Consider the following 15,306-nt stretch of genomic DNA (forward strand, 5'->3'; position numbering starts at 1 on the left):
CTCCGTCCAGAAGAGTGACGAAGCGCACGCTACCCATCAGTAGGACAAGTGTGAAGACTTTTCGCGTTTTTCAGCCCTTGGGTGTAGTCCGAACGGCGCAGCCTCGCGCGCGTGGGTACGGTGAGTGCCATGACCTTGGAAAAGCCCCAGATCGACCGCCCCGAGGGCAACCCTCCGGCCGACCTCGAGATCACCGACATCACGGTTGGTGACGGCGCGGAGGCCACGCCCGGCAAGGCCGTCACCGTGCACTACGTCGGCGTCTCCCACTCGACCGGCGAGCAGTTCGACGCCTCCTGGGACCGCGGCGAACCGCTGCGCTTCGGCCTCGGCGCCGGCCAGGTCATCTCCGGCTGGGACCAGGGTGTCGCGGGCATGAAGATCGGCGGCCGCCGCCAGCTCGTCATCCCGCCGCACCTGGCCTACGGCGACCGCGGCGCGGGCGGCGTCATCAAGCCCGGCGAGACCCTGATCTTCGTCGTCGACCTGGTCGGCGTGAACTAGGTTGTCCGGCGGTGGCGGGCAGTCCGCCACCGCCGACGCGAACCTGGGGGATTCGTGCGCACTCGCGCCCTGCTTTCCGCTCGAAGTACAACAGCGCGTGCTCGGGCTCGCTGATCGCCAAGAAATGGATCATCACCGCCGGGCGTGACGCGCAACGTCGTCACCGTGTACCAGTCGCCGAGCAACGACATCGCCATCGCGGAGCTCGACAAGCCGGTTGTCCGCACGACCAGGCCGAAACCACCGCTCGTGTCGACGTCATCGCGGACCGGATCGCCGCACACTTGGGCTGAACGGCGCATTTTTCCCTGCCACGGCGTCGCTACGCTCGAAGGTGATCACCGGCCTTCGACGGCCGGTGCGTGACAAGGGGGATCCACCGATGCGCGTTCGCGCTGTGTTTTCCGCTGCCCTTTTGACCTTGGCCGCCGGGCTCGCCACCGCGAGCCCGGCGGCCGCCGTGGCCAACGGCGCCGACGTCCCGGCGGGGACGTTCAAGTTCGCCGCGAAGCTCACGATGACCAACATCCCGAAGCCCGACGGGACGAAGTACAACAGCGCCTGCTCGGGCGCGCTGATCGCGGCGAAGTGGATCATCACCGCCGGCCACTGCTTCCACGACGCGAACCGCAACCGCGTCTCCGGCCCGGTGCCGTACCCGACCTCGGTGCTGCTCGGCACGGTCAACCAGAGCACACCGGGGGTGACGCGCAACGTCGTGACGGTCTACCAGGCCGCCGCCAACGACATCGCGATCGCCACGCTCGACACCGCCGTCAGCGGCATCACGCCGCTCACGGTCAACCGGCTCACGCCGTCGCTCGGGCAGCAGCTGACGCTGGCCGGCTGGGGCAGCCTCACCGCCACCAACCCGGCACCGTCGACGAAGCTGCAGCAGGGCACGGTGAAGATCGGCCAGGTCGCCACCTCGACGCTGGGCGTGCAGGGTGTCGCGCCGACGTCGACGACGAGCGCGTGCGTGTACGACTCGGGCGCGCCGTACTTCGTCGCGGCGGGCACCGGCGGCCAGCTCGTCTCGGTGGAGTCGTCCGGGCCGGACTGCCCGCACAACCAGCTCGAGACGACCTCGCGCGTCGACGTCGTCGCGGATTGGATCGCTTCGCACACGGGCTGACCTCCGTCCGGGCGTCACCCGGTGGTCCCCCGGGTGACGCCCGGCCAGGGAATTCCCCCGGCACGGCGGCGGCCCTAGCCTCGAACGTCGATCATCGTTTCGACGAAGGGGAAGAATGCGCCTGCGCGCCGTGCTCGCCGCTGTTGTCCTGACCATCACCACCGCCCCTGCCGCCTTGGCCGCGCCAGGGATCGCCCACGGGTCCGACGTGCCGCCCGGCCGGTTCGGGTTCGTCGCGAAGCTCGCGATGACGAAGATCCCGCGTCCGGACGGCTCGACCTACAGCAGCTTCTGCACGGGCGCGCTGGTCGCCCCCGCCTGGCTCCTGACCACCGGCCACTGCTTCCACGACGCCGCCCGCAACCGCGTCTCCGGCAAGACGCCGTACCCCACGACGGTCACCCTCGGCCTGGTGGACGAGGCGACGGAGTCCGGCGTGGCCCGCAAAGTGACCGAGGTGGTCCAGGCCAAGGAGAACGACGTCGCCCTGGCCCACCTGGACACCCCAGTGACCACGGTGCAGCCGCTCAAGATCACGACGAGGACCGCCAAGGTAGGCGACCAGCTGACCCTCGCCGGCTGGGGCAGCCTCACGAGCACGGACCCGAAACCGGCGACGCGCCTGCAGCAGGGCACAGTCGCGGTCGCCAAGGTCGAGCCGACCACGCTGGGTGTCCGCGGCGCGGCCCCGGAGATCACAACGAGCGCGTGCACGTACGACTCCGGAGCCCCGTACTTCACCGGCGACGAGCTGGTCGCGCTGGAGGCCACCGGCCCGGGCTGCCCCCACGCGGGCATCGAGACGACGAGCCGCACCGACGTCCTCAAGGCCTGGATCACCAAAACGGCGTCTTGATACACCCGAAAGTCCGCCGTGAGCGAACACCACGCAGAGCCAAACGGGTGATATTCCCCACCTGAGCCGCAGATGTCCGCTCGGCCGCCAGAACACGAAAAAGGGCCCCGGCAACCAGCCGGGGCCCTTTTCGAGTGGGCGAGGAGGGAGTTGAACCCTCACGTCCTTTCGGACACACGGACCTGAACCGTGCGCGTCTGCCATTCCGCCACTCGCCCGAGTGCTTCTCTCTGACAGCGAGGAGAAGACTAGCAGGTCGTTCGGACCGGTTTCACCGGGGGCCGTGTCGAGGCTCGCTCACCCGGATAGGATCGGTGCGGAAGCACACGTGCAGAGGAGGTTTTCCCCGGTGGGCCGCGCCGAGAGATTCGACAGGCGACTCGAGAACCTGGTGGGGAACACTTTCGCGCGCATGTTCGGTGGCAACGTCGTCACGCAGGAAGTGGCGATCGCCCTCGAGCGGGAGAGTGAGGAGAACGTTCGTGAGCTGGCAGGCGGTCGGCAGCTCGCCCCGAATCACTACATCGTGTCCTTGGGGTCGGCTGACCACGAACGCATGGCCGGTGACGAGCAACGGGTCACCCAGGTCCTCGCCAAGGCGGTCGCGGAACACCTCGCCGCCGAAGGCCTGGACACCTATGGTGACGTCGTCGTATCACTCGAGCGCAACGAGGCGCTGCATACTGGACAGTTCAAGACCCGTTCGTCCGTCGATCCCGACGCCCGCCCCTCAGGCGCCGGTTCACCACGGTCGGCACGACCCAGCAACGCAGGAGACCCAGCAATGAGCCAGCCCCCCGGCTACGGCCAATACGACCAGGGTGACCCGTACGGCCAGCAGGGCCAATACGGCTACGGACAGCAGGGTGGCCAGCAGCCCGGGTACGACCAGGGTTACGGCCAGCAGCAGGGCGGCTACGACCAGTACGGCGGCCAGCAGCAGCCCGGTTACGACCAGTACGGCGGCCAGCAGCAGGGCGGTTACGACCAGGGTTACGGCCAGCCCCAGCAGGGTGGCTACGACCAAGGTGGCTACGCCCAGCCCCAGGGCGGTGGCTACGACCAGGGCGGGTACGCCCAGCCCCAGCAGGGTGGCTACGAGCAGGGCGGCTACCAGCAGGGTGGTTACGACCAGTACGGCGGCCAGCAGCAGGCGCCCGGGTACGACCAGTACGGCGGCCAGCAGCAGGGCGGGTACGACCAGTACGGCCAGCAGCAGCCGTACGGCCAGCCGGCCGGCGACCCGTACGGCCAGCAGCAGGGCGGTTACGGCCAGCCCGCGGCCGGGCGCCAGCTCGCGGCGAGCCTGCAGCTGGACGACGGCTCGAACCGGACGTACTCCCTCAAGCAGGGTGGCAACGTCGTGGGCCGCGGCCAGGACGCCGACTTCCGCCTCCCGGACACCGGCGTCTCGCGCCGGCACCTGGAGATCACCTGGGACGGCCAGAGCGCGACGCTCGCCGACATCGGGTCGACCAACGGCACGACCGTGAACGGCACTCCGGTCCAGACCTGGCAGCTCGCCGACGGCGACGTCATCCGGGTGGGTCATTCGTCCCTGGTGTTCCGTACACAGGGCTGACTCCGGGCACGGAATACTGTTCCCGCAGAATTGACGTGCGGGGGGACCGCGGCGTACCCGCGTCGCGGCTGCACGGAAGAGTCGGGAGCGGACACACCAAGTGCCAGAGCTGGTCGTACAACTCACCAGGGTGGGCTTCCTCGTGCTGCTCTGGCTCTTCGTGTTCGCCGCGCTCAGAGTCGTCCGCTCGGACCTCTACGCGGCGTCGGGCATGCGCGTCCAGGTGCCGACCTTCGGGCGCAAGAAGGAGAAGAAGCCGCGCAACAGCAAGTCACCGCAGCAGCTGCTGGTGACCCACGGCGCGCTCGCCGGGACCCGCATCGCGCTGGACGGGCGGCCGATCCTCATCGGCCGCGCCGACGACTCCACGTTGGTGCTCGACGACGACTACGCGTCGACCCGGCACGCCCGGATCGCCCAGCGCGGTGAGGACTGGTACGTGGAAGATCTGGGCTCGACGAACGGGACCTACCTGGACCGGGCTAAGGTCACTGCACCCCTCCGGGTCCCGCTCGGAGTCCCCATCCGGATCGGCAAGACGGTGATCGAGCTTCGCCCATGACTCTCGTCCTCCGCTATGCAGCCCGCAGCGACCGGGGCCTGGTGCGTTCGAGCAACCAGGACTCCGTGTACGCCGGCCCTCGCCTGCTCGCGCTCGCCGACGGCATGGGTGGTCACGCGGCGGGTGAGGTGGCCAGCAAGGTCGTCATCGCCTCGCTCGCGCCACTCGACGACGACGAACCGCGCGACGACCTGCTCGCCCAGCTGCGGGAAGCGGTGGCGAACGGCAACGCCGCCATCGCCGAGCTCGTCTCGCAGGACCCCGATCTCGACGGCATGGGCACCACGCTCACCGCGGTGCTGTTCGCCGGCACCCGGCTGGGGCTGGTGCACGTCGGCGACTCCCGCGCCTACCTGCTGCGCGGCGGTCAGTTCGCGCAGATCACGCGCGACGACAGCTTTGTCAACGAACTGCTCGAACAGGGCCGGATCACGCCCGAGGAAGCGGCGGTGCACCCCCAGCGGTCACTGCTGCTCAAGGCGCTGACCGGGCACGAGGTCGAGCCGAGCCTGACCGTGCGCGAGGCCCGCGCCGGCGACCGGTACCTGATCTGCTCGGACGGCCTGTCCGGCATGGTCAGCGACGAGACGCTGACCGAGGCCGTGCAGATCCCGGACCCGCAGCAGTGCGCGGACCGGATGATCGAGCTGGCGCTCAAGGGCGGCGGCACGGACAACGTCACGGTGATCATCGCCGACGTCGTCGACGTCGACTTCGGCGAGGACGCGCCCATCGTGGGCGGCGCCGCCGGGGACGGCAGCGACGAGCTGCACCAGGGCGACTCGCCCGCGGCGCGCGCCCGGGCGTTGACGCAGCCCGCGCCGCAGCCGCGGCCCGAGCTGCCCCAGCCGAGCGTGGATCCGAAGGCCAAGCGCCGGAAGCGGTTCCGCTGGCTGGCCGGGGCGCTGGTCGTGCTCGTGGTGCTCGCCGCGGCCGCCATCGCCACCCGGTACTTCGTGCTGAGTCAGTACTATGTCGGCGAAGGTGCGGACCAGGAGGTCGTGATCTACCGCGGCGTCCCCGGCAGCATCCTCGGCATCGACCTGCACACCTACGAGCAGGGCTCGTGCCCGCCCAACCAGGTGTGCACGGACAAGCTGCGCGTCGACTCGCTCCAGGAAGACGCGCGGCTGGCGGTGCAGAACGGCGTCAAGAAGGACAGCCTCGACGACGCCCGGAAGTACATCGACGACTTCCTGCAGCTGCACAAGCGCCTGAACAACTGCGCGCCGGCGGGCGGCCAGACGTCCCCGCCGCCGACACCTTCGGCCACGCCGACGACCACGCCGTCGGCTCCGGCCGGTTCCACCGCTCCGTCGTCGGCGAACCAGCCAGCGGGGAGGGACTGCTCGACGCCGAGTTCGACGGCACCGACGACGGGAGGCGGTAACTGATGAGCCAGCCCGCCGCGCGCGCCGCCGAGCCGCTCGCCGCGCAGTTCCAGACGAACCCGCCGCGCGAGGTCCCGACCCGCCGCAACACCGAGCTGGTGCTGCTCGGGTTCGCGGCGTTCATCGTCACCATCGCGCTGGTGCTGGTCGAGGCGAACCAGGAGCAGGAGCTCACCGCGTCGATCCTCTGGCTCGGGCTGGCCTACCTCGGCATCTTCGCCGCCGCGCACCTCGCCGTCCGCAAGTGGGCGCCGTACGCGGACCCGGTGCTGCTCCCCTGCGTCGCGCTGCTGAACGGCATCGGCCTGGTGATGATCCACCGGATCGACCTGGCGCTGGCCGAGCGGGCCGTGCAGAACGGCAAGGACTACACGCCGGCCGTCACCGCGCAGGTGCTGTTCACGGTGATCTCGCTGGTGTTCTTCGTCGTCGTGCTGGTCGTGGTGAACGACCACCGCACGCTGACCCGCTACGGCTACACGGCCGGCCTGGTCGGGATCGCCGCGCTGGCGCTGCCCGCGCTGCTGCCGTCGAGCCTGTCCGAGGTCAACGGCGCCAAGGTGTGGCTGAAGCTGCCGTTCTTCTCGATCCAGCCGGGCGAGTTCGCGAAGATCCTGCTGATGATCTTCTTCGCCTCGTTCCTGGTGTCGAAGCGCGACCTGTTCATGGTGGCGGGCAAGAAGCTCGTCGGCGTCGAGCTGCCGCGCGCCCGCGACCTCGGCCCGATCCTGATCGCCGCGTTCGTCTGCATCGGGATCCTGGTGTTCGAGAAGGACCTCGGCACGTCGCTGCTGTTCTTCAGCGTCATCCTGGTGATGCTGTACGTCGCGACCGAGCGGGCCATCTGGGTCGTCCTCGGGCTCAGCTTCTTCGCCGCCGGCTGCGTGATCGCGTACAACCTCTTCACACACGTCCAGCAGCGCGTCGCGAACTGGCTGGACCCGCTGGCCACCTACGACGACGCCGGCGGCGGTTACCAGCTCGCGCAGGGCCTGTTCGGGCTCGGCACCGGCGGGGTCGGCGGCACCGGGCTCGGCGCCGGGCGGCCGGACATGGTGCCCGAGGCCGCCACCGACTTCATCACCGCGGCGATCGGCGAAGAGCTCGGCTTCATCGGGCTGGCCGCGGTCCTGATGCTGTACTTGCTGGTCGCGATGCGCGGCATGCGCAGCGCGCTCGCCGTCCGCGACACGTTCGGCAAGCTGCTCGGCGGCGGGCTGGCGTTCACCATGGTCATGCAGATCTTCGTCGTTGTCGGCGGGGTCACGAAACTCATCCCGGAGACCGGTATCACCGCCCCGTTCCTCTCGAAGGGTGGTTCGTCGCTGCTGGCGAACTACATCCTGGTCGCGCTGCTGCTCCGGATCTCCGACGCCGCCCGCAAGCCCGCCACCCGGTCGAAGCCGCAGCCGCAGCAGCAGGCGCCGATCGCGGAAGCGCACACCGTGCTCGTGCAGCGGCCCTCGGCGGACGGGGGCGCGCAGGCATGAACACCCCGCTCCGCAAGGTCGGCATGGCGATGCTCGTGATGGTCGTCCTGCTGCTCGCGAACGCCACCTACATCCAGGTGGTGAAGGCCGACGACTACCGCACCGACTCGCGCAACGCCCGCGTGCTCTACGACGAGTTCGCCCGCCAGCGCGGCAAGATCGTGTCGCAGGCCAACGGCGAGGTGCTGGCCAGCGTCAACCCGTCGAACGACAAGTACAAGTACATCCGGACCTACGCCGACGGCGCGATGTACGCGCCGGTGACCGGGTACTACTCGATCAACTACGGCGCCGGCGGCCTGGAGCGCGCCGAGGACGACGTCCTCAACGGCTCCGACCCGCGGCTGTTCGTGCGGCGGCTCTCGGACATGGTCACCGGCCGCGACCCGAGCGGCGGCAACGTCCGGCTGACGATCGACCCGGCGGTGCAGAAGGCCGCGTACGACCTCATGACGCAGCGCGGCTACACCGGCGCCGTCGTCGCGATGGAGCCCAAGACCGGCCGGATCCTCGCGATGGTCTCGACCCCGTCGTACGACCCGAACGCGCTGGCCTCGCACACTTCCAAGGCGCAGACCGACGCCTGGAACGCGAACAACAAGGACCCGAAGAAGCCCATGCTGAACCGGGCGATCTCGGAGACCTACCCGCCGGGCTCGACGTTCAAGCTGGTCACCGCGGCGGCCGCGCTCGAGGACGGCAAGGGCCCGGACACGCCGGTCAACCCGGCGCCGAACACCAAGCTCCCCGGCACGAACGTCACGCTGGAGAACTACGCCGGCGCCGGCTGCCCCGGGACGACGTTCAAGGACGCGCTCGCGCACTCCTGCAACGTGCCGTTCGCGGAGTTTGCCGGCCAGCTCGGCGCGGACAAGATGAAGAAGACGGCCGCGAACTATGGCATCGGGCAGACCGACCTGACCGTGCCGATGAAGGTCGCGCCGTCGACGGTCGGCCCGCTCGACTCGCAGGGCGCGCTCTACCAGAGCGGCATCGGCCAGCGCGACGTCCGGCTGACGCCGCTGCAGGACTGCCTGCTCGCGGCCACCGTGGCCAACAACGGCATGGCGATGAAACCGCAGCTGGTGCAGTCGGTGCTGGCGCCGGACCTGTCGACCATCGAGGACTACAGTCCCACCGAGCTCACCGGCACGCCGGCGCTGTCCTCGGCCAACGCCGCGATCCTCAAGGACATGATGATCGCTTCCGAAGGCTTCACCAAGGGCGGCGGCAAGCGCCCGGACATCCAGATCGCGTCGAAGACCGGCACCGCCGAGCACGGCACGGACTCCAAGAACACCGCACCGCACGCCTGGTACACCGCCTTCGCCCCGGCCAACGACCCGCAGATCGCGGTCGCCGTGATCGTCGAGGACGGCGGCAACCGCGGCCTCGCGGCCACCGGCGGCACCGTCGCGGCGGACATCGGCCGCGCGGCGATCAACGCCAAACTCGGGGGTGGATAGCGCATGCTGTCCTCCGGTCAGCTGCTGGCCGAGCGCTACAAGCTGACGAGCCGGATCGCCGTCGGCGGGATGGGTGAGGTCTGGCAGGCCAGCGACACCCGGCTGGACCGGACCGTCGCCGTCAAGATCCTCAAGGCCGAGCTCTCCGGTGACGCCGAGTTCCTCCACCGCTTCCGCACGGAAGCGCGGATGACGGCGTCGCTGAACCACCCCGGCATCGCCGCGGTGCACGACTACGGTGAGACGGTGTTCGACGGCGACCTGTCGATCGCGTACCTCGTCATGGAGCTGGTCGACGGCGACCCGCTGGCCGGGCTGCTCGCCAAGCACGGGCGGCTGTCGGCGGAGTTCACGCTCGACATGCTGGAGCAGGCGGGCAACGCGCTGCAGGCCGCGCACTCCCACGGCCTGGTCCACCGCGACGTCAAGCCGGGCAACATCCTCGTGACGTCGGCGGGCCAGGTGAAGATCACCGACTTCGGCGTGGCGAAGGCGGCCGACGCGGCGCCGGTCACGCGCTCCGGCATGGTCATGGGCACCGCCCACTACATCGCGCCGGAGCAGGCGCTCGGGCACCCGGCCGAACCGGCGTCCGATGTCTACTCGCTGGCCGTGTGCGGGTACGAATGCCTCGCCGGGCACCGGCCGTTCCTGTCGGAAAACGCCGTGACGGTCGCGATGATGCACATCCGCGACATCGCGCCGCCGCTGCCGCCCGACGTGCCGCCCGCGGCCCGCGCGGTGATCGAGGCGACGCTGGTGAAGGACCCGCGGCAGCGCTACAACAACGGCGGCGAGTTCGCGAACGCCGTCGCCGCGGTGCGCGCCGGCCTGCCGCTGCCGACGCCGTCCGGGCTGGTCAACGCGGCGTACGCGACCGGCCAGCAGCCGGTGCAGCAACAGCCGCCGCAGCACCAGGTCCCGCCCCCGCAGCAGCAGATGCCCGGCGGCCCGCCGTCGCCGGCGGTGAACCCGATGGTCGCCATCGGCCCGCCGTCGCGGCCGGTCATGCGCCCGGCCATGGCGCCGGTGCCCCGCAAGAAGTCCCAATGGGGCTGGTGGGCGCTCCTCGCCGCGATCCTGCTCGTTGTCCTGGTGGCGGGCATCGTGCTGGTGGCGAAGATGATCGGCAGCTCCGGCTCGCCACCACGCACCGGCCAGACGACGAGCCAGGTGGTCCCGGGCAGACAGCCGCCCGCGGAGGAGCCGCCCGCTTCGAGTGCTTACCCGGCGGACACTCCCGGCACGACCGACGGTGGCCAGCAAGGCATCATGACCACACCTTGGACGGAATGGAACGGCACCCAGAGATGAGCACACCCAGACTGCTCTCCAACCGGTACGAGCTGGGCGAAACGCTCGGCTACGGAGGCATGTCCGAGGTCCATCACGGCCACGACGTGCGCCTCGGCCGGGAAGTCGCGATCAAGATCCTCCGTGCCGACCTCGCCAGGGACCCGCAGTTCCAAGAGCGCTTCCGCCGTGAAGCGCAGAACGCCGCCGCGCTGAACCACCCGGCGATCGTCGCGGTCTACGACACCGGTGAGGCGAACACCGACTTCGGGCCGCTGCCGTACATCGTCATGGAGTACGTCGAAGGCCGGACGCTGCGCGACATCGTCAAGACCGAAGGCCCGATGTCGCAGAAGCGGGCGATGGAGGTCATGGCGGACGTCTGCGCGGCGCTGGACTTCTCGCACCGCCACGGCATCGTGCACCGCGACGTCAAGCCGGCCAACGTGATGATCACGAAGAACGGCGCGGTCAAGGTGATGGACTTCGGCATCGCGCGCGCGATGCACGACGGCCAGTCCGCGATGACCCAGACCGCCGCGGTGATCGGCACGGCGCAGTACCTGTCGCCGGAGCAGGCCCGCGGTGAGTCGGTCGACGCCCGTTCGGACGTCTACGCCGCCGGCTGCGTGCTGTACGAGCTGATCACCGGCGAGCCGCCGTTCACCGGGGACTCCCCGGTCGCGGTCGCCTACCAGCACGTGCGGGAGGACCCGAACCCGCCGTCGTCGGTCAACCCGGCGGTGGCGCCGGAGCTGGACGCCGTCGTGCTGAAGGCGCTGGCGAAGGGCCCGGCGAACCGCTACCAGTCGGCCGCGGAGATGCGCTCGGACCTCGTCCGCACGCTTTCGGGCCAGCGCCCGGCGGCGCCGATGGTGATGTCCGAAGACGAGCGCACGCAGGTGATGAACGCCGACCGGCGGCAGCCGCAGCGCTACGAGGAGTACAACGAGCCGGACGACGAGGACCCGAAGGCCAAGCGCCGCCGCCGGACGATCCTCGCCGTGCTGGCCGCGGTGTTCGTGCTGGGCGCGGTGCTGCTGATCATGTGGCTGTCCAACGCGTTCAAGAGCACGACGGACACGGCCGCCATCCCGGACGTGCTGCACCAGTCGGTGCCGCAGGCCCAGGAACAGCTGCGCGCCAAGGGGTTCCAGAGCTTCGAGAACAAGAGCGTCCCCTGCGGCGTCGCGCCGACCGACGGCAGCCCGCAGTGCAGCCAGGACGACATCAACAAGGTCATCCAGGTCAACCCGGCGGTCGGCACCGAGGTGGCGACCAGCACGAAGATCGTGCTCACGGTCGGGGTCTCGCCGGGCAAGGCCAGCGTGCCGGACCTCAAGGGCAAGACCCGTGACCAGGCCGAAAAGGCGCTGACCGACGCGAAGCTGACCCTCGACCCGAACGTGGACGAGGTCGAGGTCGACGACCCGAACCAGGCGGGCCTGGTGCAGACGCAGACCCCGACGGCGGCGTCCGAGGTCGCCGAGGGCACCAGCGTCCGGATCACCGTGGCCAAGTCCAAGGAGCTCAAGCAGGTCCAGGACTTCACGGGCAAGCCGTACTCGACGGCCGACTCGTCGCTGCGCTCGGCGGGCTTCAAGACCAAGCGCGTCGACCAGGCGTCGGACACGGTCCCGAAGGACACGGTCATCACGCAGAACCCGAACGGCGGTTCGGTGACCGCGGGCAGCTTGATCACGCTGACGGTGTCCACCGGCCCGGACCAGACCAAGATCGAGATGCCGAACCTCTCCGGCATGACGGTCGACGAGGCTCAGCAGAAGCTGGCGAGCATGGGCTGGACCGGCACGCTCCGGCAGCAGTCCGACAAGACCAGCAACAAGCCCGAGGGCACGATCACCAAGCAGGACGTCAAGGCGGGCAACGAGATCGACAAGGACCAGGCGATCACGGTGTCGGTCTCGGAGGGCAACGGCGGTTTCCCGTTCCCGACGACCACGCCCACCACACCCTGACGCACTGACGAAGAAGGGCCCGCACGGTTCGCCGTGCGGGCCCTTTCTCGTTGTTCAGGCTTTGTCGAGGAATCCCTGGACCGCGCCGAGGACCTGGTCGGCGTCACTCGCGGCGCCGCAGTCGAGCTCGAGCTCCTCGGCGGCGCCCGAGCGTTTGACCTTGAGGAAGACGCGGGATTCGCGGTAGCGCCGCAACCACGCGAAGAGCGAGCGGCAGAAAACCCCGGCGGAGTTGCTCGTCACGCCGACGAGCACGGCGTCGAACAGCTGGACGCGGCCGCGGAGTTCGTCTTCGTTTCGCAGCCACGCGGCGAGCCCGGGAAGCTCACCTTCGGAGTTTGGCACGGTGATCGCAACGATCCCAGCCGTCACCCGGTCTCCCTTCGCCCAGAATCGGAGAGGACCCGAACCTTAGTCGGGTTCGTGGCCTCTCAGGAAGCCTGTCGAGGAAATTGAATTCTGCAATGTGCAGTCAGGATCGGCGCTGTACGAGCCGCGAGACGACGGCGAAGCTCGCGGCCAGCACCACCACCGACGTCGCGACCGCCAGAACCAGCGGCCCGCCGACCGGTTCTTCGTCGGTGAGGGCGTGCAGCAGGGGGTGGACCAGCGGAATCTTCGCCAGCAGCACGACGACCAGCGTGACCACGGCGGCGAGCACCGTCCAGCCGATCCGCTGCACCAGCAGCCGCGAGCACGGCAGCGCGATCGCGATGCCCAGCAGCGCGCACGCCAGGTGGGCGAGCAGCCCGACGCCGAGCGCCGACGGCTGGACCTTGAACGACTTGAGCGCCGACCACGCCTCGGTGATCACGGTGAGGACCAGCGAACAGGCCAGCACGGTGAGAATCGCGCCGGTGATCATCCGCCGCCACTGCCGCGCGTGGCTCAGGGTGACCAGCCGCTGCACCGGGTCCTCGATGTCGAGCAGCGCGATCGTCAGCCAGCACGACACGACCAGCAGCCCCCCGGCGCTCACCCCGAACAGCGGCAGCGGCGGCGAGTGCGGGTCGGCGTAGAGGATCACGCACAGCGCGAGGTACGCGAGCAGCGCCGGCAGGTACCGCTGTGAGTGGCCGAGCAGCGCGAGGTAGTACCGCGTCAGGGCGAGCACGGCGCCACCTCCCGCACCGACCAGCCGTCCTTGAGCGCGCGCAGCAGCACGGCGTCGACGTCGGCGACCTCGACGGTGAGCACCACCTGGGCGCCCTCGGTGACGGCGTGCCGCACCCCGGGCTCGTCCGCCCAGTCGGTGCCGTGCCCGCGCAGGACGATCCGCGTTGTCGGCTCGGCGCTCTCCGCGGTGAGGCGGCCGTCGTTCATGAGGTGCACGACGTCGGCGTGGTCGTGCACCACCTGCGGCCGGTGGTCGGTGAACACGACGCTCGCCCCGCGCGCCCGCGTCTCGGCGACGAGCTCACCGAGGATCGTGTGCGTGCCGACGTCGAGCCCGGACCACGGCTCGTCGAGGATCAGCAGGTCCGGCCGGACCAGGACGGCCTGCGCGAGCCCGACCTTCTGCGCGTTGCCCTTGGACAGCGTCCGCAGCGGCGCCGTCGGGCCGCCGACCAGCGCGAGCCGTTCGAGCAGCGGGTCGATCGTCGACAAGTCGGTGAGGCCGCGGATGCGCGCCATGTGCCGCAGGTACGCCCGCGCGCCCATGCGCTGGCCGGCCGGGAAACGGTCCGGCAGGTAGCCGATCCGCGGAGTGCCGGTGACGGTGCCGGTGGTGGCGTGCGAGACGCCGGCCATGATCCGCAGCAGCGTCGACTTGCCGGAGCCGTTGCTCCCGAGGACGCCGACGACGTGGCCGGGCTCGACGCTCAGGTCGACGTCGTGGAGGACGAAGTCACCACGCCCGTACCGCTTGCCGACTCCCTCGAGCCGGATCACGCAACAGCGGCCTTCTGAAGCGCCTTCGTCGCCCGCTCGAGCTCGTCCACCCGGGCCGGGTCGACCGGGTGCCCGGCGGCGGCCAGCCAGTTCGCGAGCATCCGGTGCCCGCCCTCAGTGAGCACCGACTCGGGGTGGAACTGGACACCCTCGAGCGGCAGCTCGCGGTGGCGCATGCCCATGACGATGCCGGAATCGGTGCGGCCGGTGACCTCGAAGACGTCGGCCGGAATGGTCTCCGGCAGCACGGTCAGCGAGTGGTACCGCGTGGCCGTGAACTCCGCCGGCAGGTCCTTCAGGACACCGGCGCCTTCGTGGTGCACCTGGCTCGTCTTGCCGTGGAGCAGCTCGGGCGCGCGGTCGACGGTCGCGCCGTAAACCACCCCGAGCGCCTGGTGGCCAAGGCAGACTCCGAGCATCGGCGTGCGCGTCTCGGCGCACTTGCGCACGACGTCCATGCTCTGCCCGGCGCGTTCGGGAGTCCCGGGACCGGGCGAAACGAGCACGGCGTCGAACTCGGGCACGCGGTCGAGGTCCACGACGTCGTTGCGCCAGACCGTGCAGTCGGCGCCGAGCTGGGCCAGGTACTGGACCAGGTTGTAAACGAAGCTGTCGTAGTTGTCGACGACGAGAACGCGCATGGCGCCGAGCTTACCGGCGTCAGAGGCCGCCTTCGGAGAACGCTTGCATGCCGAGGGCGGGATTTTCGGTGCCGGGGTTGAGCAGCACGTTCAGCCCGGTGCAGTTGTCGTTGGACCAGAACCGGACCGGGAAGCCACTGGCGTTCGACGCCGACTCGGCGAACTGCAGGTCGAGGTCGCTGAACTTCAGGCACTCACCCGAGGCGACCGGGTTCGACGAGTGGATGTTCCCGCCGAAGTTGCTCGCGGTGTACCAGCAGACGATGTTGGACCCGCAGTGCGGATTGGTCTGCGGCGAGGCCTCGGCGACACCCGGCACGAGCAGGCCGCCGGTGGCCGCGAGCAGCACGAACGCACGACTGACACGCTTCTTCATGGCTTCTCTCACTTTCGACGAACGAAAGGAGGCGACTCCCCCTGTTGCTTTTGCAAGCTAACAGGATTCAGAAACGCACTCAAGCGGCTTCTGGTGAATCAGCCACGATCGGGTCTCAGCCCGTGGACCGTACTGCAG

General features: G+C 69.7%; 16 protein-coding genes and 1 tRNA gene. 11 read left to right on the forward strand and 6 right to left on the reverse strand.

Features of this window, described 5'->3' with window-relative positions; genetic code table 11:
• The first annotated feature begins 129 nt into the window (after nucleotides 1-129).
• The 4 genes from ACZ63J_RS15545 (at nucleotide 130) to ACZ63J_RS15560 (ending at nucleotide 2,495) form a co-directional block, all read left to right on the forward strand.
• Nucleotides 130-504 carry an FKBP-type peptidyl-prolyl cis-trans isomerase gene (locus ACZ63J_RS15545; RefSeq protein ID WP_465306376.1) on the forward strand — a complete coding sequence of 125 codons (375 nt, stop codon included), beginning with the start codon at nucleotides 130-132 and terminating at the stop codon, nucleotides 502-504.
• A 144-nt stretch (nucleotides 505-648) separates the two neighbouring features.
• Nucleotides 649-870 carry a hypothetical protein gene (locus ACZ63J_RS15550; protein WP_465400124.1) on the forward strand — a complete coding sequence of 74 codons (222 nt, stop codon included), beginning with the start codon at nucleotides 649-651 and terminating at the stop codon, nucleotides 868-870.
• Nucleotides 871-886: 16 nt separating this feature from the next.
• Complete coding sequence (locus tag ACZ63J_RS15555) at nucleotides 887-1,639, forward strand: S1 family peptidase (RefSeq protein ID WP_465400123.1); 753 nt, start codon at nucleotides 887-889, stop codon at nucleotides 1,637-1,639.
• A 115-nt stretch (nucleotides 1,640-1,754) separates the two neighbouring features.
• Complete coding sequence (locus ACZ63J_RS15560) at nucleotides 1,755-2,495, forward strand: S1 family peptidase (RefSeq protein WP_465439502.1); 741 nt, start codon at nucleotides 1,755-1,757, stop codon at nucleotides 2,493-2,495.
• A 135-nt stretch (nucleotides 2,496-2,630) separates the two neighbouring features.
• Here ACZ63J_RS15560 and ACZ63J_RS15565 read toward each other — a convergent pair.
• Nucleotides 2,631-2,713, reverse strand: a tRNA-Leu gene (locus tag ACZ63J_RS15565).
• 131 nt (nucleotides 2,714-2,844) lie between these two features.
• On the opposite strand from ACZ63J_RS15565, the gene ACZ63J_RS15570 reads away from it, so the two are divergent.
• The 7 genes from ACZ63J_RS15570 to pknB all read left to right on the forward strand — a co-directional run bounded on the left by ACZ63J_RS15570 (nucleotide 2,845) and on the right by pknB (nucleotide 12,258).
• Entirely contained in the window at nucleotides 2,845-4,077 is a 1,233-nt protein-coding gene (locus tag ACZ63J_RS15570) for a DUF3662 and FHA domain-containing protein (RefSeq protein WP_465439504.1), read from the forward strand.
• Between the two features lie 100 nt (nucleotides 4,078-4,177).
• Nucleotides 4,178-4,639 carry an FHA domain-containing protein FhaB/FipA gene (locus tag ACZ63J_RS15575; RefSeq protein WP_003079002.1) on the forward strand — a complete coding sequence of 154 codons (462 nt, stop codon included), beginning with the start codon at nucleotides 4,178-4,180 and terminating at the stop codon, nucleotides 4,637-4,639.
• The gene (locus ACZ63J_RS15580; protein WP_465333197.1) at nucleotides 4,636-6,033 is read left to right on the forward strand and encodes a PP2C family protein-serine/threonine phosphatase; all 1,398 of its coding nucleotides are present in this window, start codon (nucleotides 4,636-4,638) and stop codon (nucleotides 6,031-6,033) included. Before ACZ63J_RS15575 ends, ACZ63J_RS15580 begins: the two co-directional genes overlap by 4 nt.
• Complete coding sequence (locus tag ACZ63J_RS15585; RefSeq protein ID WP_465333199.1) at nucleotides 6,033-7,520, forward strand: FtsW/RodA/SpoVE family cell cycle protein; 1,488 nt, start codon at nucleotides 6,033-6,035, stop codon at nucleotides 7,518-7,520. The genes ACZ63J_RS15580 and ACZ63J_RS15585 overlap by 1 nt, the downstream gene beginning before the upstream one ends.
• Nucleotides 7,517-8,986, forward strand: a complete 1,470-nt coding sequence (locus ACZ63J_RS15590; RefSeq protein WP_465306394.1) for a peptidoglycan D,D-transpeptidase FtsI family protein — start codon at nucleotides 7,517-7,519, stop codon at nucleotides 8,984-8,986. Before ACZ63J_RS15585 ends, ACZ63J_RS15590 begins: the two co-directional genes overlap by 4 nt.
• Before the next feature lie 3 nt (nucleotides 8,987-8,989).
• Nucleotides 8,990-10,300 carry a serine/threonine-protein kinase gene (locus ACZ63J_RS15595; protein WP_465439506.1) on the forward strand — a complete coding sequence of 437 codons (1,311 nt, stop codon included), beginning with the start codon at nucleotides 8,990-8,992 and terminating at the stop codon, nucleotides 10,298-10,300.
• Entirely contained in the window at nucleotides 10,297-12,258 is a 1,962-nt protein-coding gene (pknB, locus tag ACZ63J_RS15600) for a Stk1 family PASTA domain-containing Ser/Thr kinase (protein WP_465333203.1), read from the forward strand. Before ACZ63J_RS15595 ends, pknB begins: the two co-directional genes overlap by 4 nt.
• A gap of 54 nt (nucleotides 12,259-12,312) precedes the next feature.
• Here the strand turns inward: pknB and ACZ63J_RS15605 are convergent, their stop codons facing one another.
• The 5 genes from ACZ63J_RS15605 to ACZ63J_RS15625 form a co-directional block, all read right to left on the reverse strand.
• Nucleotides 12,313-12,630: an effector-associated constant component EACC1 gene (locus ACZ63J_RS15605; protein ID WP_465306401.1), complete on the reverse strand. Its 318-nt coding sequence runs from the start codon at nucleotides 12,628-12,630 to the stop codon at nucleotides 12,313-12,315.
• A 100-nt stretch (nucleotides 12,631-12,730) separates the two neighbouring features.
• Nucleotides 12,731-13,372 (reverse strand): hypothetical protein, encoded by a 642-nt coding sequence (locus ACZ63J_RS15610; protein WP_465439508.1) that lies wholly within the window; start codon nucleotides 13,370-13,372, stop codon nucleotides 12,731-12,733.
• Nucleotides 13,360-14,151: an ABC transporter ATP-binding protein gene (locus ACZ63J_RS15615; protein WP_465439510.1), complete on the reverse strand. Its 792-nt coding sequence runs from the start codon at nucleotides 14,149-14,151 to the stop codon at nucleotides 13,360-13,362. Before ACZ63J_RS15615 ends, ACZ63J_RS15610 begins: the two co-directional genes overlap by 13 nt.
• Entirely contained in the window at nucleotides 14,148-14,792 is a 645-nt protein-coding gene (locus ACZ63J_RS15620) for an aminodeoxychorismate/anthranilate synthase component II (protein WP_465306407.1), read from the reverse strand. The genes ACZ63J_RS15615 and ACZ63J_RS15620 overlap by 4 nt, the downstream gene beginning before the upstream one ends.
• Nucleotides 14,793-14,811: 19 nt before the next feature.
• Nucleotides 14,812-15,168 carry a peptidase inhibitor family I36 protein gene (locus tag ACZ63J_RS15625; RefSeq protein WP_465333209.1) on the reverse strand — a complete coding sequence of 119 codons (357 nt, stop codon included), beginning with the start codon at nucleotides 15,166-15,168 and terminating at the stop codon, nucleotides 14,812-14,814.
• Nucleotides 15,169-15,306: the final 138 nt, after the last annotated feature.

This window comes from Amycolatopsis sp. NPDC104863 (assembly GCF_055582965.1).